This window comes from Ensifer sp. EB106-03-01-XG145, from assembly GCF_058792075.1.
Genome location: NZ_JBYTEC010000001.1, coordinates 72,885 through 92,954 on the forward strand (window position 1 = coordinate 72,885; position 20,070 = coordinate 92,954).

15 protein-coding genes are annotated in these 20,070 nt (G+C 63.5%); 6 read left to right on the top strand and 9 right to left on the bottom strand.

The features are described from left to right. The first annotated feature begins 35 nt into the window (after positions 1–35). Positions 36–3,044, top strand: a complete 3,009-nt coding sequence (gene polA / locus AC3WWH_RS00355) for a DNA polymerase I (protein WP_058324488.1) — start codon at positions 36–38, stop codon at positions 3,042–3,044. 239 nt (positions 3,045–3,283) lie between these two features. Beyond that, positions 3,284–4,138, top strand: a complete 855-nt coding sequence (gene purU, locus AC3WWH_RS00360; RefSeq protein WP_058324489.1) for a formyltetrahydrofolate deformylase — start codon at positions 3,284–3,286, stop codon at positions 4,136–4,138. 52 nt (positions 4,139–4,190) lie between these two features. Here purU and AC3WWH_RS00365 read toward each other — a convergent pair whose 3' ends face one another. The 9 genes from AC3WWH_RS00365 to AC3WWH_RS00405 all read right to left on the bottom strand — a co-directional run bounded on the left by AC3WWH_RS00365 (position 4,191) and on the right by AC3WWH_RS00405 (position 15,983). Continuing rightward, a complete protein-coding gene (locus tag AC3WWH_RS00365; protein ID WP_058324490.1) occupies positions 4,191–4,835 on the bottom strand; it encodes a TetR family transcriptional regulator in 645 nt (214 codons plus the stop codon). Between the two features lie 61 nt (positions 4,836–4,896). Continuing rightward, complete coding sequence (locus AC3WWH_RS00370; protein WP_058324491.1) at positions 4,897–8,037, bottom strand: multidrug efflux RND transporter permease subunit; 3,141 nt, start codon at positions 8,035–8,037, stop codon at positions 4,897–4,899. A gap of 9 nt (positions 8,038–8,046) precedes the next feature. Next, a complete protein-coding gene (locus AC3WWH_RS00375) occupies positions 8,047–9,255 on the bottom strand; it encodes an efflux RND transporter periplasmic adaptor subunit (RefSeq protein WP_492376864.1) in 1,209 nt (402 codons plus the stop codon). 270 nt (positions 9,256–9,525) lie between these two features. Next, positions 9,526–10,527, bottom strand: coding sequence for an ABC transporter ATP-binding protein (locus tag AC3WWH_RS00380; RefSeq protein ID WP_058324492.1), 1,002 nt, complete (start codon positions 10,525–10,527; stop codon positions 9,526–9,528). Between the two features lie 13 nt (positions 10,528–10,540). After that, positions 10,541–11,605 carry a Gfo/Idh/MocA family protein gene (locus AC3WWH_RS00385; RefSeq protein WP_058324493.1) on the bottom strand — a complete coding sequence of 355 codons (1,065 nt, stop codon included), beginning with the start codon at positions 11,603–11,605 and terminating at the stop codon, positions 10,541–10,543. Next, the gene (locus tag AC3WWH_RS00390) at positions 11,602–12,441 is read right to left on the bottom strand and encodes a carbohydrate ABC transporter permease (protein ID WP_057247778.1); all 840 of its coding nucleotides are present in this window, start codon (positions 12,439–12,441) and stop codon (positions 11,602–11,604) included. Before AC3WWH_RS00390 ends, AC3WWH_RS00385 begins: the two co-directional genes overlap by 4 nt. A gap of 11 nt (positions 12,442–12,452) precedes the next feature. Next, positions 12,453–13,403 (bottom strand): carbohydrate ABC transporter permease, encoded by a 951-nt coding sequence (locus tag AC3WWH_RS00395; RefSeq protein WP_057248225.1) that lies wholly within the window; start codon positions 13,401–13,403, stop codon positions 12,453–12,455. A gap of 366 nt (positions 13,404–13,769) precedes the next feature. After that, positions 13,770–15,029: an ABC transporter substrate-binding protein gene (locus AC3WWH_RS00400; RefSeq protein ID WP_058324494.1), complete on the bottom strand. Its 1,260-nt coding sequence runs from the start codon at positions 15,027–15,029 to the stop codon at positions 13,770–13,772. Positions 15,030–15,086: 57 nt separating this feature from the next. Beyond that, positions 15,087–15,983, bottom strand: a complete 897-nt coding sequence (locus tag AC3WWH_RS00405; protein ID WP_058324495.1) for an N-acetylmuramic acid 6-phosphate etherase — start codon at positions 15,981–15,983, stop codon at positions 15,087–15,089. A 199-nt stretch (positions 15,984–16,182) separates the two neighbouring features. On the opposite strand from AC3WWH_RS00405, the gene AC3WWH_RS00410 reads away from it, so the two are divergent. The 4 genes from AC3WWH_RS00410 to nagA are packed head-to-tail and all read left to right on the top strand — an operon-like array spanning position 16,183 to position 20,036. Next, the gene (locus tag AC3WWH_RS00410) at positions 16,183–17,067 is read left to right on the top strand and encodes a glucosamine kinase nucleotide-binding domain-containing protein (protein ID WP_058324496.1); all 885 of its coding nucleotides are present in this window, start codon (positions 16,183–16,185) and stop codon (positions 17,065–17,067) included. Further along, the gene (locus AC3WWH_RS00415) at positions 17,064–17,828 is read left to right on the top strand and encodes a GntR family transcriptional regulator (RefSeq protein ID WP_058324497.1); all 765 of its coding nucleotides are present in this window, start codon (positions 17,064–17,066) and stop codon (positions 17,826–17,828) included. Before AC3WWH_RS00410 ends, AC3WWH_RS00415 begins: the two co-directional genes overlap by 4 nt. A gap of 28 nt (positions 17,829–17,856) precedes the next feature. Further along, entirely contained in the window at positions 17,857–18,879 is a 1,023-nt protein-coding gene (locus tag AC3WWH_RS00420) for an SIS domain-containing protein (protein WP_058324623.1), read from the top strand. Then, complete coding sequence (nagA, locus tag AC3WWH_RS00425) at positions 18,876–20,036, top strand: N-acetylglucosamine-6-phosphate deacetylase (RefSeq protein WP_058324498.1); 1,161 nt, start codon at positions 18,876–18,878, stop codon at positions 20,034–20,036. Before AC3WWH_RS00420 ends, nagA begins: the two co-directional genes overlap by 4 nt. Positions 20,037–20,070: the final 34 nt, after the last annotated feature.

Genomic DNA, 20,070 nt, shown 5'->3' on the forward strand with positions numbered 1-20,070 from the left:
GGACCTTTGCCTCACCCCGCGCTATCCATTTGCCCATGAAAAACGGTGATCATCTCTTCCTCGTCGACGGCTCCGGATTCATCTTCCGGGCGTTCCATGCCATCCCGCCGCTCAACCGCAAATCCGATGGCCTCCCGGTCAATGCGGTATCGGGTTTCTGCAACATGTTGTGGAAGCTGCTCACCGATGCGCGTGACACCTCGGTCGGCGTCACGCCGACCCATTTCGCCGTCATCTTCGACTATTCCTCGAAGACGTTCCGCAACGCGCTCTACGATCAGTACAAGGCCAATCGGACGGCGCCGCCGGAAGACCTCATTCCGCAGTTCGGCCTGATCCGTCACGCGACCCGCGCCTTCAACCTGCCTTGCATCGAAAAGGAAGGCTACGAGGCGGACGATCTGATCGCCACCTATGCGCGCCTTGCCGAGGCGGCCGGCGCGGGTGTCACCATCGTCTCGTCCGACAAGGACCTGATGCAGCTCGTCACGTCGAACGTATCGATGTACGACAGCATGAAGGACAAGCAGATCTCGATCCCCGAGGTCATCGAAAAATGGGGCGTGCCGCCGGAGAAGATGATCGATCTCCAGGCGATGACGGGTGACTCCACCGACAACGTTCCCGGCATTCCCGGCATCGGCCCGAAGACGGCGGCGCAGCTGCTGGAAGAATACGGCGATCTTGAAACGCTGCTGGCGCGTGCCGGCGAGATCAAGCAGGCCAAGCGCCGCGAGAACATCATCGCCAATGCCGACCTCGCGCGCCTGTCGCGCCAGCTCGTGGAGCTCAAGACCGACACGCCGCTCGATGTCCCGCTGGAAGAGCTGAGCCTGGAGCCGCAGAACGGGCCGAAGCTGATCGCCTTCCTCAAGGCGATGGAATTCACCACCCTGACGCGTCGTGTCGCCGTGGCGACGGGCACGGACGCCGACGCCGTGGAGGCCGCAAGCGTGCCGGTGGAATGGGGCGCGGATGCGCGCGGCCCGGACCTCGACAAGGGAGACGCGGCGACGGCTGTCGGTGAAGGTTCCACCGCCAAGGCAGCGATCCGCGGTGAGGCCGCCGAATCCGCCGCTGTCCTGTCACGTGCCGGCGAAACGGATGCGGCAGACGCCACGCCGCAGGCGCTGGCAGCGGCTCGAGCCGAAATCTTCGCCAAGGCACCGTTCGATCACAGCGCCTATGTCACGATCCGTGATGTCGCCACTCTCGACCAGTGGATATCAGCCGCGCACGATGCCGGCGTCGTCGGCTTCGACACGGAAACGAACTCGCTCGATGCCATGCAGGCCGATCTCGTCGGTTTCTCGCTGGCGATCGCCGACCATCGGGCGGACCCGACGGGAACCGCCATCCGGGCGGCCTATGTGCCGCTGATCCACAAGACCGGTGTCGGCGATCTCCTGGGCGGCGGGCTCGCCGAAAACCAGATCCCGGTCGGGGAGGCGCTCAGCCGGCTGAAGCGCCTGCTCGAGGACCCGTCGGTCCTCAAGGTCGCGCAGAACCTGAAATACGATTACCTCGTGATGAAGCGGCACGGCATCACCGTGGAGAGTTTCGACGACACGATGCTCATGTCCTATGTCGTCGATGCCGGCAACGGCACGCACGGCATGGATGCGCTTTCCGAGCGCTGGCTGAACCACAAGCCGATCGCCTACAAGGACATCACCGGCTCCGGCAAGTCGTCGGTGACCTTCGACTTCGTCGATATCGACAGGGCGACGGCCTATGCCGCCGAGGATGCGGACGTCACGCTGAGACTCTGGCACATCCTGAAGGCGCGGCTGGCCGCCAAGGGGCTGACGCGCGTCTATGAACGGCTCGAGCGGCCGCTGGTCGCCGTGCTTGCGCGCATGGAAGATCGCGGCATTACCATTGATCGCCAGATCCTGTCGCGGCTTTCAGGCGAGCTCGCGCAAGGTGCGGCGGCTCTGGAGGACGAGATCTACAAGCTCGCTCGCGAAACCTTCACCATCGGTTCGCCGAAGCAGCTCGGCGACATCCTGTTCGGCAAGATGGGCTTTGCCGGCGGGTCGAAGACGAAGACCGGGCAATGGTCGACCTCGGCGCAGGTGCTGGAAGATCTCGCCGCCGAAGGCCACGAGCTGCCGCGCAAGATCGTCGACTGGCGGCAGCTGACCAAGCTCAAATCCACCTACACCGATGCGCTTCCGGGCTTCGTCCACCCGGAGACAAAGCGTGTTCACACGTCTTACGCGCTGGCCGCCACCACGACCGGTCGCCTGTCGTCGTCCGATCCGAACCTGCAGAACATCCCGGTGCGCACCGCCGAAGGCCGCAAGATCCGCACTGCCTTTGTCGCGACGCCCGGCCACAAGCTCGTCTCGGCCGACTACAGCCAGATCGAACTGCGCGTGCTCGCCCATGTCGCCGACATTCCGCAGCTTCGCCAGGCCTTCGCCGACGGCGTCGACATTCATGCGATGACGGCCTCGGAAATGTTCGGCGTTCCGGTCGAGGGCATGCCGGGCGAGATCCGCCGCCGCGCCAAGGCGATCAACTTCGGCATCATCTACGGCATCTCGGCCTTCGGGCTCGCCAACCAGCTGTCGATCGAACGCTCCGAGGCCGGCGACTACATCAAGCGCTATTTCGAGCGCTTCCCGGGCATTCGCGATTACATGGAAGGCACCAAGGTGTTCGCCCGCGAGCACGGTTACGTCGAGACCATCTTCGGTCGCCGGGCACATTATCCGGATATCCGCTCGTCGATCCCGTCGCATCGCGCCTTCAACGAACGCGCCGCGATCAACGCGCCGATCCAGGGCTCGGCCGCCGATATCATCCGCCGCGCCATGGCGAAGATGGAGCCGGCGCTGGCCGAGGCGAAACTCTCGGCCCGCATGTTGCTGCAGGTGCACGACGAACTGATCTTCGAGGTTGAGGACGCCGAGGTGGAAAAGACCATTCCGATCGTCGTCTCGGTGATGGAGAACGCCGCCATGCCGGCGCTCGACATGAAGGTGCCGCTCAAGGTCGATGCGCGCGCCGCGACCAACTGGGACGAGGCGCACTAATCCGAGCGGCCCTGTGCCTGGTTTTCTGATGGAATTCCCTCAGAAAACCTCAAAAGTCATATGCGATGAATCTTGCAGCGCCCGGGGGCATTTAATGCCCTCGGGCGTCTTTCCATCAGGATGATAGAAAGCGTCGGCCGTCGCAGCCGGAACGATTGCCGGCGCGTTCAACTCCCCATAGGCAGCGGTTGGGAGGGGGCTCGAGGCCTCATCCGGAACCGCCGCAATCGGAGGAGATCATGGCGCCGAAGACCTTCATTCTTGTGCTTTCCTGCGACGACAAACCCGGCATCGTCGCGGCCGTCACCACCGAGCTTGCCGCGCTCGGCGCGAACATCGCCGAAAGCAACCAGTTCTGGGACACAAAGACCAACAGCTTTTTCATGCGCATCGCATTTCAGGTCGCGGCGAGCGTTCAGGCTGGTGATGTCGAGCGGGCCTTGCGCCCGGCCGTCGAGCGTTTCCAGATGCGGACCGTTCTCGCGGACGCCACAGTGAAGCCGAAGATCCTCATCCTCGTCTCCAGGTTCGATCATGCGCTCCTGCATCTCATCTACCAGATCCGTGTCGGCTGGCTGAACGCGGAGGTCGTTGCCATTGTCTCCAACCACGAGGACAGCCGAGGCACGGCCGAGGCCGAGGGGCTCGCCTACCACTGTTGGCCGGTATCGAAGGACAACAAGGCCGAACAGGAGGAGAGGCTGTTGCGCCTGGTCCAGGAGACCGGCGCCGATCTCGTCATCCTTGCCCGCTACATGCAGGTCTTTTCGGACAATCTGTCGAAGCGCCTCTACGGCAAGGCGATCAACATCCACCATTCCTTCCTGCCGAGCTTCAAGGGCGCCAAGCCCTATCATCAGGCGCATGAGCGCGGGGTGAAGCTGATCGGCGCGACGGCGCATTACGTCACGCCCGATCTCGACGAGGGTCCGATCATCGAGCAGGAAACCGAGCGCGTCAGCCATGCGCTGACGGCCGAGGACTTCGTCGCCACCGGCCGCGACATCGAAAGCCGCGTGCTTGCCCGGGCCGTCAAGCTGCACCTGGAGCGGCGCGTGATGCTCAACGGTCACAAGACGGTGGTGTTCAGCTAACAGGGTCCGAAAGCATCTGAGCCGGTACCCGCACGGGCGCCGGCTAAGGATGTCAGGGGCGTGCGGCAACGGCGGTTGCCGTGATCGCCGGCGCGCGGAAGCTCGCGAAGAGCCGGCTCAGGCCTTCGCGTCCCTCGGCCGTCAGATCGAAGGGACGGCCGAAAAGCAGCCATTCCGTACAGAGCCCGAGCATCATCCAGTGCAGCGTCCGCGTCGCCGAGGCCGGCGTCCAGCTCTCGTGCATCTGCCCCTTGGCGAGCGCTCGCGAAAAGGCGAGCTCAAGCAGAACGTTGTGGCGCTCGTCGAGTTCTTTCTGGCGGGTCAGGACCTCGCTCATGTCGCCGTCGTAATTGGTGCGCAGCATGATCGTCAGAATGCGCTGGCGCTGCTCGTCGGCGGCGAGAACATCGAGCCAGTCGCCCATGGCGCTTTCGAGAATGGAAAGGGTATCGGCGGCTTCCGCCTCGATCTCGCGGGCGACCATGTCTTCCTGCGGCAGGGGCACGGCGTCGTGCAGTGCGAGGAACAGGTCGGTCTTGTTGGCAAAGTGCCAGTAGATGGCACCGCGCGTCACGCCGGCGGCCTTGGCGATTTCTTCCAGCGTCGTGTTCGAGACGCCCTTTTCGTAGAAGACGCGCTCGGCGGCGCACAGGATTTTCTGTCGGGTTACTTCTGCGTCGGCTTTTGTTCGGCGCATTCATTCCTCCTCATCAGACGGCCCGCCGACAGTGGTGTTCAGCGGGCCGTCTGTTGTCGTTTTACTCGGCGGGCGTCGGGTTTTCTGCGGCTGCCGGTGTGTTTTCCACTTTCTTTCGACCGAAGAGCTTCGTGACGAACACGAAGAAGACCGGAACGAAGAAGATGGCGAGCACCGTTGCCGAGATCATCCCGCCCATGACGCCGGTGCCGATGGCGCGCTGGCTGCCGGAGCTCGCACCCGTGGCGATCGCCAGCGGCAGAACGCCGAGCGTGAAGGCCAGCGACGTCATCAGGATCGGCCGGAAGCGAAGATGTGCCGCCTCCAGCGTCGCGTCGATCAGCGACTTGCCCTGCTCGCGCAGTTCCTTGGCAAACTCGATGATCAGGATCGCGTTCTTGGCTGACAGACCGATGATCGCAATCAGGCCCACCTTGAAGTACACGTCGTTCGGCATGTCGCGCATCATCACGGCGAGCACGGAACCGATGACGCCGAGCGGCACCACCATGATCACCGCCACCGGGATTGACCAGCTCTCGTAGAGTGCGGCCAGGCACAGGAACACCAGAAGGCAGGACAGCGCGATCAGGAGCGGCGCCTGGGTGCCGGACTGGATTTCCTGCAGGGACTGCCCTGTCCACTCGTAACCGAAGCCTGCAGGCAATTGTCCCGCCAACCGTTGCATCTCTGCGATCGCGTCACCCGAGGAGTAGCCGTGGGCGGCTTCGCCGCTGATACGGACCGACGGGTAGCCGTTATAGCCGATCGTCTGGGTCGAGGCCTTGACCCATTCCACGGTCGCGAAGGCCGACAGCGGCACCATGCCGCCATTGGCGTTGCGGACGTTCAGGTTCAGGAGGTCGGCGGTCTGCATGCGCTGACCTTCATCCGCCTGCACCGTCACGCGCTGCATGCGCCCGGCATTGGGGAAGTCGTTGACGTAGGACGAGCCGAGGTTTGTCGAGATCGTCGAGTTGATGTCGGCGAAGGTCACACCGAAGGTGTTGGCCTTCTCGCGGTCGATGGTGACGCTGACCTGGGCCGCATCCGGCATGCCCTCGAAGCGGACGCCGGCAAGCACCTTGCTTTCGGCTGCCATGCCGAGAAGCTGGTCACGGGCCTGCGACAGTGCCGCCTGGCCGAGACCGCCGCGGTCCTGCAGGCGGAACGAGAAGCCGCCCGTGGTGCCGAGGCCCTGGATCGCCGGCGGCGACAGCGCGAAGCTGATCGCGTCCTTGATCTGGCTCATCGCCATCGTCGCGCGCATCGCGATCGACTGTGCGGCGTTGTTGGCGTCGCGCTCCTTCCAGTCCTTGAGCGTCACGAAGGCAAGCGCCGCGTTCTGGCCGGTACCGAAGAAGGAGAAGCCGTTGATCGCGATGATGCGTTCGACGGCGGGCTCCTGGCCGAAGATCTTCTCGGCCTGCTCCACCACCTCGGTCGTGCGGTTGCCGGTCGCTTCCGACGGCAGCTGCATCATGACGATCACGAAGCCCTGGTCTTCGTCCGGCAGGAACGACGACGGCAGCTTCATGAACAGCCAGCCGAGGCCGGCGAGCACCGCGACATAGACGATCATGTAGCGGCCGGTCCGGTGGACCAGGCGCTTCACGATGCCGCTATAGCCGTGCGAGGTCTTGTCGAAGCTGCGGTTGAACCAGCCGAAGAAGCCGCGCTTGGCGTGGTGATGGCCCTTCGGCACCTGCTTCAGGAAGCTCGCGCAGAGCGCCGGTGTCAGCGAAAGGGCAAGCAGCGCCGAGAACAGGATCGAGACGACCATCGTCAGCGAGAACTGGCGATAGATCACGCCGACGGCGCCCGGGAAGAAGGCCATCGGGATGAACACGGAGGCGAGAACCAGCGTGATGCCGATGACGGCGCCGGTGATCTGCTTCATCGCCTTGCGGGTTGCTTCCTTCGGCGTCAGTCCTTCCTCGGACATGATGCGCTCGACGTTTTCGACGACGATGATCGCATCGTCGACGAGAATGCCGATCGCCAGCACCATGCCGAACATGGTCAGAACGTTGATCGAGAAGCCCATCGCCAGCATGACCGCGCAGGTGCCGAGCAGGGCGACAGGCACGACGAGCGTCGGGATGATGGTGTAGCGGATGTTCTGCAGGAACAGGAACATCACGATGAACACCAGCGCGACCGCTTCGACCAGCGTCGAAAGCACCTTCTCGATCGAGACGGCGACGAAGGGCGAAGTATCGTAGGGGACCGAATATTCGAGGCCCTGCGGGAAGAACTTCGCCAGTTCGTCCATGCGTTCCTTGATGGCCGCGGAGGTCGACATGGCATTGCCGCTCGGCGACAGCTGGACGGCGATGGCCGCGGACGGCTTGCCGTTGAGCCGCGTCGAGAAGGCGTAGCTTTCGCCGCCGATTTCGATACGGGCGACGTCGCGCAGGCGAACGGACGAACCATCCGGATTGGCGCGAAGCACGATCGCGCCGAACTCTTCGGCGCTTTCCAGCTGGCCCTTGACGACAACGGGCGCGCTGATCTGCTGGCTGATCGGGTTCGGTTGTGCGCCGATCGAACCGGAGGCAATCTGGGCGTTCTGCGCCGTGATCGCGTTCGTCACGTCCGCCGCGGTCAGGTTCAGACCCAGCATCTTGTCCGGGTCGAGCCAGACGCGCATCGAACGTTCGGTGGCAAAAAGCTGTGCTCGGCCGACGCCGGGCACACGCTGGATTTCGCTCAGAACGTTGCGGCTGAGATAATCGCCGAGGCCGATGGCATCCATCGAGCCGTCGGTCGAGGTCAGGGCCACGATCATCAGGAAGCCGGAACCGGCTTCATCGACCTGAACGCCCTGGCGCTTGACCGAATCGGGCAGGCGCGGCTCGACGCGGCGAACGCGGTTCTGAATGTCGACTGCCGCCTGTCCCGGATCTGTGCCGGGCGCGAAGGTGGCGCTGATTTCGACCGAACCGGAGGCGCTGGAGGTCGATTCGAAATAGAGCAGGCCTTCGACGCCGTTCAACTCGTCTTCGATCAGTCGTGTGACGCTCTGATAGGTGTCCTGTGACGAGGCGCCGGGGTAGCTCGTGTTGATAGAGATCTGCGGCGGTGCGACGTCAGGATATTGCGATACCGGCAGAAGCGGGATCGCAATGACGCCGGCGACCATGATGAAGATCGCCACCACCCAGGCAAAAATAGGCCTGTCGATGAAAAAACTGGGCATCAATCAAACTCACTTTGTAGCTTCGGCAGGCTTTTCGTCGGCAGAGGCCGTCGTCTGGGCTGCTTCTGCCGCAGGCTTGGCATCCGGGTTCCAGTCCGTCGGCTCTACTGGGGCGCCGGGACCGATCTTCTGGAAGCCTTCGACGATGACCTTCTCGCCGGCCTTGAGGCCGGAGGTTACCTGCCAGCGGGTGCCGATGGTGCGGCCGAGCGTCACATTGCGGAACTCGACCTTGTTGTCTGCGGCAACGACGTAGACCTGCGATTGGCCGGCATTGTTGCGCTGGACGGCCTGCTGCGGGACGGTGATCGCATCCTTCTCGACGCCCTGCTGGACGAGCACGCGCACATACATGCCGGGAAGCAGGTCGTTTTCGGGGTTCGGGAATTCGCCACGCAGCGTCACCTGGCCGGTCGTCGCATCGACGGCCGCTTCGGAGAACAGCAGCTTGCCTTTGTGTTCGTAGGCCGTGCCGTCGTCGAGCACGAGCTGGACTTCGGCTTCTTCGTCGCCGCTCAGCATCTTGCCGTCCTCGAGCGCCTTGCGCAGGCGGATGAGGTCGGTCGCCGACTGGGTGAAGTCGGCATAGAGCGGGTCGAGCTGCTGGATCGTCGCGAGATTTTCCGAGCTGTTGGTGCTGACGAGCGCGCCTTCGGTGATCATCGCGCGACCGATGCGGCCGCTGATCGGTGCCGTCACGTCGGCATATTGCAGGTCGAGTTTCGCTGCCGCGAGGCCGGCCTCGGCGATCGCAACATCGGCGTCGGCGGTCGCGAGCAGGGCCGCCGCATCTTCCAACTGTTGCGCGGCGACGACGTTCGCCTTCTTCAACTGTTCCTGGCGATCGGCCTTCTGCTGGGCCTGCAGGCGCACGGACTGGGCGCGCCGAAGCGTTGCTTCGGCCTTTTCGACCTGCACGCGGAAGGGCGCCGGATCGATGCGGTAGAGCACGTCGCCTTCATTGACCTTGGAACCCTGCTGGAAGACGCGCTCGACGACGATGCCGGAAACGCGCGGGCGGACCTCGGCGACGCGTGTCGCGGTAATGCGGCCGGGGAGCTCGTTGGTGATCGGCAGCGTTTCGGTCTTGGTCGTGAAGACCGCGACCGCGGACGGTGGGAATGCGGCGGCGGCCGGCTGCTCGTCCTCTTTCTGGCAACCGGAAAGAAGAATCACAGTTGCCAAGGCGGCGGCCAGTGTCGGTCGGTTCATGCGCATAGCGATGTCCATATTCGGTGACCGCAGGCAACGGCTGCATCTCGCAAGGTGCCCGTGCGGTCCGGAAGTGAAGGGGAGCGGAACCGGTATCAGGTTCGGCAAATACCGGAAAGCTAATATACAAACACAAATGTATGTTAATTCGCTTTGCAGTGCAACAGCGTGATGCGGTGCGTAGAATCAAAAAATAATTCAGCCGCCACAGGGATTTAGTCCCTGTGGCGGCTGGTTTTCACGCAGCTGTGATGGGGCGTCGGCCCCAAAATGGGGTCAGGCGAGAACGCGATCGTCGTCGCCGAAACGGTGCATGCTGCCCACCATCGGTGTCGCATAGACGATATCGTCAGGTGCATAGCGATGCTCGCCGAAGAGGCGGACGGTGATCAGGCCCACCTGCTCGGAATCGATGTAGACGATGGTGTCGGCGCCGAGATGTTCGACGTGCACCACCTTGCCCTTCCAGTCGCCGCTCTCGCGCGAAAGCGCCATGTGCTCGGGGCGAATGCCGATCGTCTTGGCGCTGATATCGCCGAGCCGCGCGCCCTCGATGAAGTTCATCTGCGGCGAGCCGATGAAGCCGGCGACGAAGACGTTTGCCGGCCGGTTGTAGAGGTCCATCGGCGAGCCGATCTGTTCGATCTGGCCGGCGTTCAAGACGACGATCTTGTCGGCGAGCGTCATCGCCTCCACCTGGTCGTGGGTCACGTAGATCATCGTCGCCTTCAGGCTGCGGTGCAGCCGGGCGATCTCGAGCCGGGTGTTGACGCGCAGCGCCGCATCGAGGTTGGAGAGCGGCTCGTCGAACAGAAAGAGCTTCGGTTCGCGCACGATCGCACGGCCGATCGCCACACGCTGACGCTGGCCGCCGGAGAGTTCGGCCGGGCGCCGGGCAAGATAGGGATCGAGCGACAGCATGTTCGCCGCCTTGCCGACCTTGTCGTCGATCTCGGTTTTCGGCTTGCCGGCCTGCTTGAGGCCAAGGCCCATATTGTCCTTCACCGTCAGGTGCGGATAGAGCGCGTAGGACTGGAACACCATGGCGATGCCGCGCTTGGCGGGCGCCACATGGCCGACTTCGGTGCCGTCGATCTGCACGCTGCCGGAGGTCGCGTCTTCGAGGCCGGCGATGGTGCGCAGCAAGGTCGACTTGCCGCAGCCGGACGGGCCGACGAAGATGACGAACTCGCCGTCCTTCACCTCGAGGTCGATGCCCTTCAGCACTTCATGGCTGCCATAGGCCTTGCGGATGGATTTGAGTTGAAGCGATCCCACCTGGTTGCCCCCTTTAGAGTTTGACTGGTCTGCCGGTGCGCACGCTTTCGTCTGCGGCAAGGCAGATGCGGAGCGACTGGACGGCATCGTTCATGTGACGGTCGAGGTCGATGTCTTCGCGAATGGCTTTCAGGACATAGGCCTGCTCGCGGTCGCAGAGTTCCTGGTGCCCGGGCTCGCCGTCCATCTTGAGATCCTCATCGGCCCTCAGGAAGCGACCATTGGGACCGGTTTCGGCGTTGTGCAGCCGGATCACCGCGGTCTTGGTATGCATGTCGATGTCGTCGGACTTGGCGTTCTGGTCCATGACGATCGACACGGAGCCCTTGGGTGACATCACGTCCTTCACGAAGAAGGCCGTTTCCGAGATCATCGGACCCCAGCCGGCTTCATACCAGCCAGCCGACCCATCCTCGAAGATCACCTGCAGGTGGCCGTAATTGTACATGTCGGGGGCGATCTCGTCCGAGAGGCGAAGTCCCATGCCGCGCACTTCCACCGGCTTTGCGTCGGTGATCTGGCACATGACGTCGACATAGTGCACGCCGCAGTCGACGATCGGCGACGTCGTCTTCATCAGCGACTTGTGCGTCTCCCAGGTCGGTCCGCTCGACTGCTGGTTCAGGTTCATGCGGAAGACATAGGGGCCGCCGAGCTTGCGGGCCTCGGCGATCAGCCGGATCCACGAGGGGTGGTGGCGCAGGATGTAGCCGATCACCAGCTTGCGACCGTGCTTCTTTGCAGCCGCGACGACGCGCTCTGCGTCGGCGACGGTGGTTGCCAGCGGCTTCTCGACGAAGACGTCGGCACCGGCTTCAAACGCCATGACGGCAAAGTCGGCATGGCTGTCGGAATAGGTGCAGATCGAGCAGAGATCCGGCTTCAGTTCGGCAAGCGCCGATCTGAAATCGGGATAGATCGTGTAGCCGCTGAGCTCCTCCGGCAGCGGCACCTTCGAACGGTTGACTAGACCGACGATCTCGAAGCCGGGGTTGTTGTGATAGGCGAGCGCATGGCTGCGCCCCATGTTGCCGAGCCCTGCGACGAGGACCCGGACGGGTTTGCTGCTTGCACTCACTTGACTGCTCCTGCCGTGATGCCGCGGATCAGCTGCCGCGAGAAGATGACGTAGAGAACGAGGACCGGAAGGATGGCGAGCGAGAGGGCCGCCAGAACCGCATTCCAGTTGGTGACGAACTGGCCGATGAAGATCTGCGAGCCGAGCGTCACCGTTTTGGTCGCCTCCGCCGGGGCCAGGATCAGCGGGAACCAGAGGTCGTTCCAGATCGGGATCATCGTGAACACCGCGACAGTCGCCATGGCCGGCCGCACCAGCGGCAGAACCAGGCGGAAGAAGATCGAGTATTCCGAAAGCCCGTCGATGCGCCCCGCGTTCTTCAGGTCATCCGAGACCGTGCGCATGAACTCCGAGAGGATGAAGATCGCGAGTGGCAAGCCTTGCGCCGTGTAGACCAGGATCAGCGCCGTCAGCGTGTTGACCAGATTGGCGGCGACCATGCCTTGGAGAATGGCGACGGTGCCGAGACGGATCGGGATCATGATGCCGATCGCAAGATAGAGGCCCATCACCGTGTTGCCGCGGAAACGGTATTCCGACAGCGCGAAGGCGGCCATCGCCCCGAAGAGCAGCACCAGTGCGATCGAGACGATCGTGACGATGAAGCTGTTCTGGAAATAGGTGGCGAAATCGCCCTGGCCGAGGACCGTTTCATAGCCGATCAGGCTGAAGGTCTGCGGCGTCGGGATCGTCAGCGGCGCCCTGAAGATCGCGTTGCGATCCTTGAACGAGTTGATGATCGTCAGGAACACTGGGAACAGCGACACCAGCGTGTAGGCGATCAGCGCCACGTGGACGAAGCCGGTGCGGAGGAAAGAATCGCGTGCTTTCGACATCTCCGGTCTCCTCAAAACTGGTAGCGGCGCATGCGGCGCTGAATGACGAAGAGGTAGAGCGACACGCCGGCGAGGATGATCAGGAACATCACCGTGGCGATCGTCGCGCCCATGGAGCGGTCACCGAGCTGCAGCTGGAAACCGAAGAAGGTGCGGTAAAGCAACGTGCCGAGAATGTCGGTCGAACCATCAGGCCCGGCGAGCGCGCCCTGCACCGTGTAGACCAGGTCGAAGGCGTTGAAGTTGCCGACGAAGGTCAGGATCGAGATGATGCCGATGGCCGGCAGGATCAGCGGCAGCTTGATCTTCCAGAACTGGCTCCAGCCGGTGACGCCGTCGCATTCGGCAGCCTCGATCACCTCATCGGGAATGTTGAGCAGCGCTGCGTAGATCAGCATCATCGGGATGCCGACATATTGCCAGACCGAGATCAGCGACACGGCGATGAGGGCCGAGCCCGGCTTTCCGAGCCAGGGCGCAAACAGCGACTTCAGGCCAACGAGGTCGAGTATCCAGGGCGACACGCCCCAGATCGGCGACAGGATCAGCTTCCAGATGAAGCCGACGATCACGAAGGAGAGCAGCGTCGGCAGGAAGATCGCCGTGCGGTAGAAGGTGACGAAGCGCAGCTTCGGGATCGACAGCATGGCGGCGAGGGCGACGCCGATCGGGTTTTGCACGCACATGTGGATGATGAAGAAGATGACGTTGTTCTTCAGCGCGTTCCAGAAGTCGTGGGCCCAGCGCTCTTCCCCAAACAGCGTCTGGAAATTGGCAAGGCCGACGAAAGCCGGCTGTCCGTCAACCGTGTTGTACAGAGAGAGCCTGAGCGTCTCGATCAGCGGCAGGATCATCACCGCCGAATAGACCAGGAAGGCCGGCAGCAGGAAAACGAGGATGTGCCAGCGCTTCGGCCGCCTTGCGGTCGGCTGTCCGTCTTGCACTGAAAGAGCGTCACTCATTGGTCCATCCGTTTCTAGAAGACCGGTCCCCAGACAGTCACGATGCGCATCGACGCCACACGGCCGGTCTCGCCGCATGCCATCTGCCCTTTTTGCGAGGGCTCATGACGAAGGTTAAGTCTATCGCGTTCTTTTGCAAACGACTGCGTCGGTGGCCTCCCACGATGGGAGGCCTGTGACGCGACGGCTGGGGGAGTGCCTCATCGGCCAATGTCGCCCCGCCCGGCCTTGCTGCAACTGTCCCAAGGACAAAACATGCAGCAATTCAAACTGCTACGGCGCCCTTCTGCGTCCGACAGGACACGGGTGCCGTAGGGCCGACCCTCCCCAAAAAGGGGAGGGAACCTGTTGCGCTTACGTCTCTTCTCACTTCGCCGGCTTGTACCAGGAGTCGAGGCCCTTCTGCAGCTTCTCGGCGGCAACCTCCGGCGTATCCGTGCCGTTGATTACGTTGGCCGACTCGACCCAGGTCTCGTTTTCGAGGCTCGGCGTGCCGCGCGCCAGGATCTGGTAGGTCGAGCGGATCGTCGGCTTGCACTTTTCGCGCCAGGAGACGAATTCCTGAGCGAGCGGATCGGTCATCTTCACCGGGGTGGAGTTGAGGCTGAAGAAGCCCGGCAGTGCATTGGCGTAGATGTCGGCGAACTCAGGCGAAGCAACCCAGGTCAGGAAGGTCTTGGCCTGTTCGGCATGTGCGCTCTTGGCATTGAGGCCGATGCCGATGTCGTTGTGGTCCGAGATGTAGCAGGTGTCGCCGGCGTTTTTGACCGGCGGCGGGAAGGCGCCCATCTTGAACTGTGCCTGGGTGTTGAACAGGCCGATTTCCCACGAGCCGGCCGGATAGATCGCGGCGCGGCCGAGCGTGAAGAGGTTCTGGCTGTCCGGATAGGTCTGGGCTTCGAAGCCGTCGCCGAGATAGTCCTTCCACTTGGCGAGAACGCGGTAGGGCTCGACCCACGGTTCGTCGGTCAGCTTCTGCTCGCCCTTGATCAGCGCAGCGCGGCCTTCTTCGCCCTTCCAGTAGTTCGGGCCGATGTTCTGGTAGCCCATGGTTGCGGCTTCCCAGAGGTCCTTGGTGCCCATCGCCATCGGGATGTAGTTGCCGTCGGCCTTGATCTTGTCGAGGGCGGCGAAGAATTCCGCTTCCGTCGTCGGGATCTGGATGCCGAGCTGGTCGAAGGCGTCCTTGTTGTAGATGAAGCCGTGGATGACTGAAGCCATCGGCACGCAGAAGGTGGACTTGCCGTCATCGGTGGTCCAGGCGGACTTGGCGACCGGCGAGAAGTTTTCCATGCCCGGCAGCGCCGTCAGGTCGGCAAGGTGCTTCTTGTTGTAGAGTTCGAGCGAGACGTCGAACGGACGGCAGGTAACGAGGTCACCCGCGGAGCCGGCATCGAGCTTGGCGTTCAGCGCCGCATTGTATTCGGTCGGCGCCATCGGGGCGAACTTGACCTTGATGCCCGGGTTCTTCGCTTCGAAGGCAGGGATAAGTTTTTCCTGCCAGATCGCCAGGTCGTCGTTGCGCCAGCTTTCGATGGTCAGCGTCACGTCCTCGGCGTGCGCCAGCCCGGCCGTGCCGAGAATGCTCGAAGCGAGCAGCAGGCCTTTGATTGTTGTACGGGTCATGCAGGTTCTCCCTTTTTATAGGCGCCGCTTTGGCGCGGTTTGAATCCCAGAATTGATTCAGGCCGAGACGATATCGATCGCCCGGCGCAGATTCTGCTTGGCCTCTTTCAGAGCGGCGTCCGCGGCTGCAACGTCCTTCGCGCCCGAGGCGAGAAGGATCGCGAGCTTGACCGAGCCGGAAGCCTCGTTGATCAGCCGGCCGGCCTCAGTGGCGCTGATGCCGGTGATGTCTGTGACGATGCGGATCGCGCGGCCGTGCAGCTTGATATTGTCGGCGCGCAGGTTGACCATGTGGCCGTCGAGCACGTGGCCGAGATGGATGCCGACCAGTGTCGAGAACATGTTGAAGGCGATCTTCTGTGCGGTGCCGGCGCCCATGCGGGTCGAGCCGGAGACCACTTCCGGCGGCGTCTGCAAGAGGATCGAGACGTCCGCGTCCTTGAAGAGCGCCGCACCCGGATTGTTGGCGACGGCGATTACCTTGGCGCCGCGTTTGCGGGCCTCGTCGGCGGCGGCAAGCGCGTAAGGGGTGGAGCCGCTTGCGGAAACGGAAACGAGACAGTCGCCCGCGCCGATGCCCGCCTTGCGCACGTCCTCTCGGGCGAGGTCCATATCGTCCTCATAACCGCCCGCGAGGTCGCTGAGGCTGGCAGCGCCGCCGGCAAGCAGGATGACGATCTGATCCTGCGCAATACCATAGGTGCCGGGCAGCTCGAGCGCATCGGCCATCGCCATGAGACCGGAGCTGCCGGCGCCCGCATAGGCAAGACGCCGCCCGGAGCTGAGCGCTTCGGCGGCAATCGAGGCGGCGGCGGAGATCGACTCGATCGCCGCATCGACGGCCTTGGCCGCTGCCTGCTGGCCGGCGGCGAGCAGTCGCAGCGCCAGCGCCGGATGCATAAGATCCAGGCCCTTGGCGTTGTCGTGACGCTCTTCGGTCTTTGCTGACGGCATGGGTCATGTCTCCTCTCGGTTGAAATTAATGCCAAAAAAATACCAATTGTCCAGCAGAATTTAACTTTTGGCGCCTGAAAAAACCAATCGTCTAAATTAGTCCTTGAATTTCAATGAATTGCAACGAAATCGAAAGCGTGGGCGGATTCAGACTTGGTTATTGGTATTTTTTTGGTATCCTCAATGGGCGGAGGTACTCATGACAAATTACCTGATAGGAATCGACGGGGGCGGGACGAGCTGCCGAGCTGCCGTGGCAACGGCAGATGGGCGCATTCTCGGGCGTGGCAAGGCCGGCGCCGCCAATATCCTGACAGACCCGGAAACCGCGCTCGCCAATATCGGCGGAGCCGCCCGCGCAGCCTTTGAAGAGGCGGGCCTCGACCCTGAGGGCATTGCCGCCGCCAAGGCGATCGTCGGTGTGGCCGGACATAATGTCGGCGATGCCGTGCATTACGTAAAGCGTCGTCTGCCCTTCGCCGCCGCGGATATCGAATCCGACGGTTTGATCGCGCTGCAGGGTGCGCTCGGCAACCAGGATGGCGCGGTCGCCATCCTCGGTACGGGCACCATCTATATTTTGCGCCAGGGAGATACGGTCAGTTATGTCGGCGGCTGGGGTTTCACCATCGGCGACCATGGCAGCGGAGCCCGCATCGGCCATGCGCTTCTGCAGGAAAGCCTGCTTGCCTTCGACAGTATTCATGCAGCTTCCGCGGTCACGGACAGCGTTCTGGCCGAATTCAACAACGACGCGCGCGATGTCGTCGATTTCGCCCGTCTTGCGAAGCCCGGCGAGTTCGGCCGTTATGCGCCGCGGGTCTTCGAGGGGGCTGCCGCAGGCGATCCAGTCGCTGTGCGGATCCTGAAGGCCGCCGCCCTTACGGTGGATGAGGCGCTCGATGTCGTCGTTGCACGAGGCTGTGAGAGGCTGTGTCTGCTTGGCGGATTGGCGCCGCTCTATCGCCCCTGGCTTGCCGAGCGCCATCAGGCGTTGCTCGTCGAAGCCGAGGCGGACGCACTGACCGGGTCGGTCGCTCTGGCCGCGCAACGGTTTGGCCCACAGGCGAGGGCGAGTGCATGACGCACCAGCTCGCTTCCATTCTGCCGCTTGAGGGCCTGCAGTCCGGAGGATCGGGGCCGCTCTATCTCAAGCTTCGGCAATCGCTCGAAGACGCAATCCAGTCGGGCAAGCTCAACCATGGCGACGCCCTGCCGCCAGAGCGCGATCTTGCCGACTATGCCAACATCAGCCGCGTGACCGTGCGCAAGGCGGTAGACGATCTCGTGCGCGATGGGCTGCTGGTTCGCCGCCACGGTTCCGGCACCTTCGTCGTCAAGCCGGTCTCCAAGGTGCAGCAGTCTCTGTCGCGGTTGACGTCGTTCACCGAAGACATGGCGCGCCGCGGGTTGAACACCCATGCGCGCTGGCTGGAACGCGGCCTGTTTCATCCTTCGCCGGATGAGATGATGGCGCTTGGCCTTCCCGCTGACGCGCTGGTTGCCCGTCTCGGGCGCCTGCGAATCGCCGACGACATGCCGCTTGCGATCGAGCGCGCCAGCATCTCCGCGGAGTTCCTGCCGGACCCGCAGACCGTTACCTCGTCGCTCTATTCCGCGCTGGACAAGACGCGCTCGCGTCCGGTGCGCGCCGTCCAGCGCATCTCCGCCTGCAACATCAAGGACCCGGATGCCTCGATGCTCGGCGTTGCCGTCGGCTCGGCCGGCCTTTCCATCGAACGCGTCTCCTATCTCGCATCCGGACGCGTCGTCGAATTCACCCGCTCGCTCTACCGGGGCGATGCCTATGACTTTGTCGCGGAACTGACGCTGTCGGAATCCTAAAGCGACCGCCCGCAGAAAGGAATTGACCATGCAGACCAATATGCGCCGAGAAATCGACGAGATCTCCGAAGCCGCCCAGCGCCTGCTGGAACGCTCGGCCGATCAGCTCAAGGCCGCCGGCGCGGCTCTCCGCGCCAAGGATCCGGCCTTCCTGGTCACGATCGCCCGCGGCTCCTCCGACCATGCCGCGCTTTTCCTCAAATATGCGATCGAGCTGCAGGCCGGTCGACCGGTCGCCTCGCTCGGCCCGTCGCTCGCCTCGATCTACGGCGCCAAGCTGAAGCTCGGCGGTGCTGCGGCGATCGCGATTTCGCAGTCGGGCAAGAGCCCGGATATCGTCGCCATGGCCCAGGCCGCGACCGATGCCGGTGCCGTCTCGATTGCGCTCACCAACACGCTGCCCTCGCCGATCTCCGAGGCCTGCACCAACCCTCTCGACATTCTCGCCGGTCCGGAAATCGCCGTTGCGGCCACCAAGTCCTACGTCAATTCGATCGTCGCCGGCCTTGCCGTGCTCGGCGAATGGACCGGTGACGCAGCGCTTAAGCGGGCAGTCGCCGATCTGCCGAACCAGTTTGCCAAGGCGGTCAAGCTCGACTGGCAGGCCTTTGCCGACGATCTCGGCGAGGCGGAATCGCTCTATGTGCTCGGCCGTGGCCCGGCGCTTGCGATCGCCAGCGAGGCGGCGCTGAAGTTCAAGGAAACCTCCGGCATGCATGCGGAAGCCTATTCCGCGGCCGAAGTTCTGCACGGGCCGGTGGCGCTCGTCGGCGCCAAGTTCCCGGTGCTGACGCTTGCGGCCCGTGATGCAGCCGAAACTTCGGTCGCCGGCATTGCCGACGGTATGGCCGAAAAGGGCGCAGTGGTTCATGTTACATCGAGCCTTGCCGGCAAGGCCAAGCGCCTGCCGTTCGTCGAGACGGGCCACCCGATCACCGACGCGCTGACCTTGATCCTGCCGTTCTATGGCTTCGTCGAAGCCTGGTCGCGCTCGCGCGGTCTCAACCCCGACGCACCGGCGAGCCTCAAGAAGGTAACGGAGACGAGATGAGCGAGAGGAAAGCAATCACCGGCGCCCGCCTGTTCGACGGCGTCGAATGGCATGACGGCTGTGCTCTCGTGATCGAGGCCGGCCGCGTCAAGGCGATCGTGGCAGTGGCGGACGTCCCCGCCGATGCCAAAAAAATCGATGCGCATGGCATGCTGCTGGTGCCGGGCTTCATCGACCTGCAGGTCAACGGCGGCGGTGGTGCGCTTCTGAACGAAGAACCGTCCGTCGAGGGTATCCGGCAGATCTGTTCGGCGCATGCCAAGTTCGGCACCACCGCACTGCTGCCGACGCTGATCACCGACACACGCGAAATCAGAAGCGCCACCATCAAGGCGGGTCTCGACGCCAAGGCCGCTGGCGTGCCGGGTTTCCTCGGGCTGCATCTCGAAGGTCCGCATCTCTCGGTCGCACGCAAGGGCGCCCATGATCCGAAGCTGATCCGTCCGATGGACGATGCCGATCTCGCCGAAATGCTCGATTGCGCCAAGGCGCTCGGCGTGCTGATGGTGACCGTGGCGCCCGAAAACGCCACCCGGGAACAGGTGCGGGCGCTGGCCGAAGCCGGCGCCGTCGTCAGCCTCGGCCACACCGATGTCGGTTACGAAACCGCCGTCGCCTATGCCAAGGCGGGCGCAAGGACGGTGACCCATCTCTTCAACGCCATGAGCGGCCTTGGCCATCGCGAGCCGGGCGTGGTCGGTGCGGCACTTGCCACCGGCACGCTGCATGCGGGCCTGATTGCCGACGGCTACCATGTCGAGCCGGCCTCGATGGGCGTGGCGCTGCGCGCAAAAGTCGGCCCGGGCCAGATCTTCCTGGTGACCGACGCGATGTCGCCGATCGGCACGGACATGACCAGCTTCCAGCTGAACGGCCGCGAGATCCTGCGCGAGGGCGGTCGCCTGACGCTTGCCGACGGTACGCTCGCCGGCGCCGACATCGACATGCTGTCGTCGGTCCGTTTCGTGCACGACAAGCTCGGCCTGCCGGTGGAAGAAGCCTTGCGGATGGCCTCCGCCTATCCGGCCGATGCTATGGGTCTCGCCACCCACAAGGGACGGCTGAAGCCCGGCGCCGATGCGGATTTCGTGCTTCTGACGCCGGAGCTTGGCATGGGCTCTACCTGGATCGGCGGCACGCAGGTCTACGCCGCCTGATCATAACGCATCAAGCAAAAGCCCCGGACAGCGC

Coding starts and splice junctions, on each gene's coding strand:
- polA (WP_058324488.1), top strand. CDS start 36: ATGAAAAACGGTGATCATCTCTTCCTCGTCGACGGCTCCGGATTCATC.
- purU (WP_058324489.1), top strand. CDS start 3,284: ATGGCGCCGAAGACCTTCATTCTTGTGCTTTCCTGCGACGACAAACCC.
- AC3WWH_RS00365 (WP_058324490.1), bottom strand. CDS start 4,835: ATGCGCCGAACAAAAGCCGACGCAGAAGTAACCCGACAGAAAATCCTG.
- AC3WWH_RS00370 (WP_058324491.1), bottom strand. CDS start 8,037: ATGCCCAGTTTTTTCATCGACAGGCCTATTTTTGCCTGGGTGGTGGCG.
- AC3WWH_RS00375 (WP_492376864.1), bottom strand. CDS start 9,255: ATGCGCATGAACCGACCGACACTGGCCGCCGCCTTGGCAACTGTGATT.
- AC3WWH_RS00390 (WP_057247778.1), bottom strand. CDS start 12,441: ATGTCGAAAGCACGCGATTCTTTCCTCCGCACCGGCTTCGTCCACGTG.
- AC3WWH_RS00395 (WP_057248225.1), bottom strand. CDS start 13,403: ATGAGTGACGCTCTTTCAGTGCAAGACGGACAGCCGACCGCAAGGCGG.
- AC3WWH_RS00400 (WP_058324494.1), bottom strand. CDS start 15,029: ATGACCCGTACAACAATCAAAGGCCTGCTGCTCGCTTCGAGCATTCTC.
- AC3WWH_RS00405 (WP_058324495.1), bottom strand. CDS start 15,983: ATGCCGTCAGCAAAGACCGAAGAGCGTCACGACAACGCCAAGGGCCTG.
- AC3WWH_RS00410 (WP_058324496.1), top strand. CDS start 16,183: ATGACAAATTACCTGATAGGAATCGACGGGGGCGGGACGAGCTGCCGA.
- AC3WWH_RS00415 (WP_058324497.1), top strand. CDS start 17,064: ATGACGCACCAGCTCGCTTCCATTCTGCCGCTTGAGGGCCTGCAGTCC.
- AC3WWH_RS00420 (WP_058324623.1), top strand. CDS start 17,857: ATGCAGACCAATATGCGCCGAGAAATCGACGAGATCTCCGAAGCCGCC.
- nagA (WP_058324498.1), top strand. CDS start 18,876: ATGAGCGAGAGGAAAGCAATCACCGGCGCCCGCCTGTTCGACGGCGTC.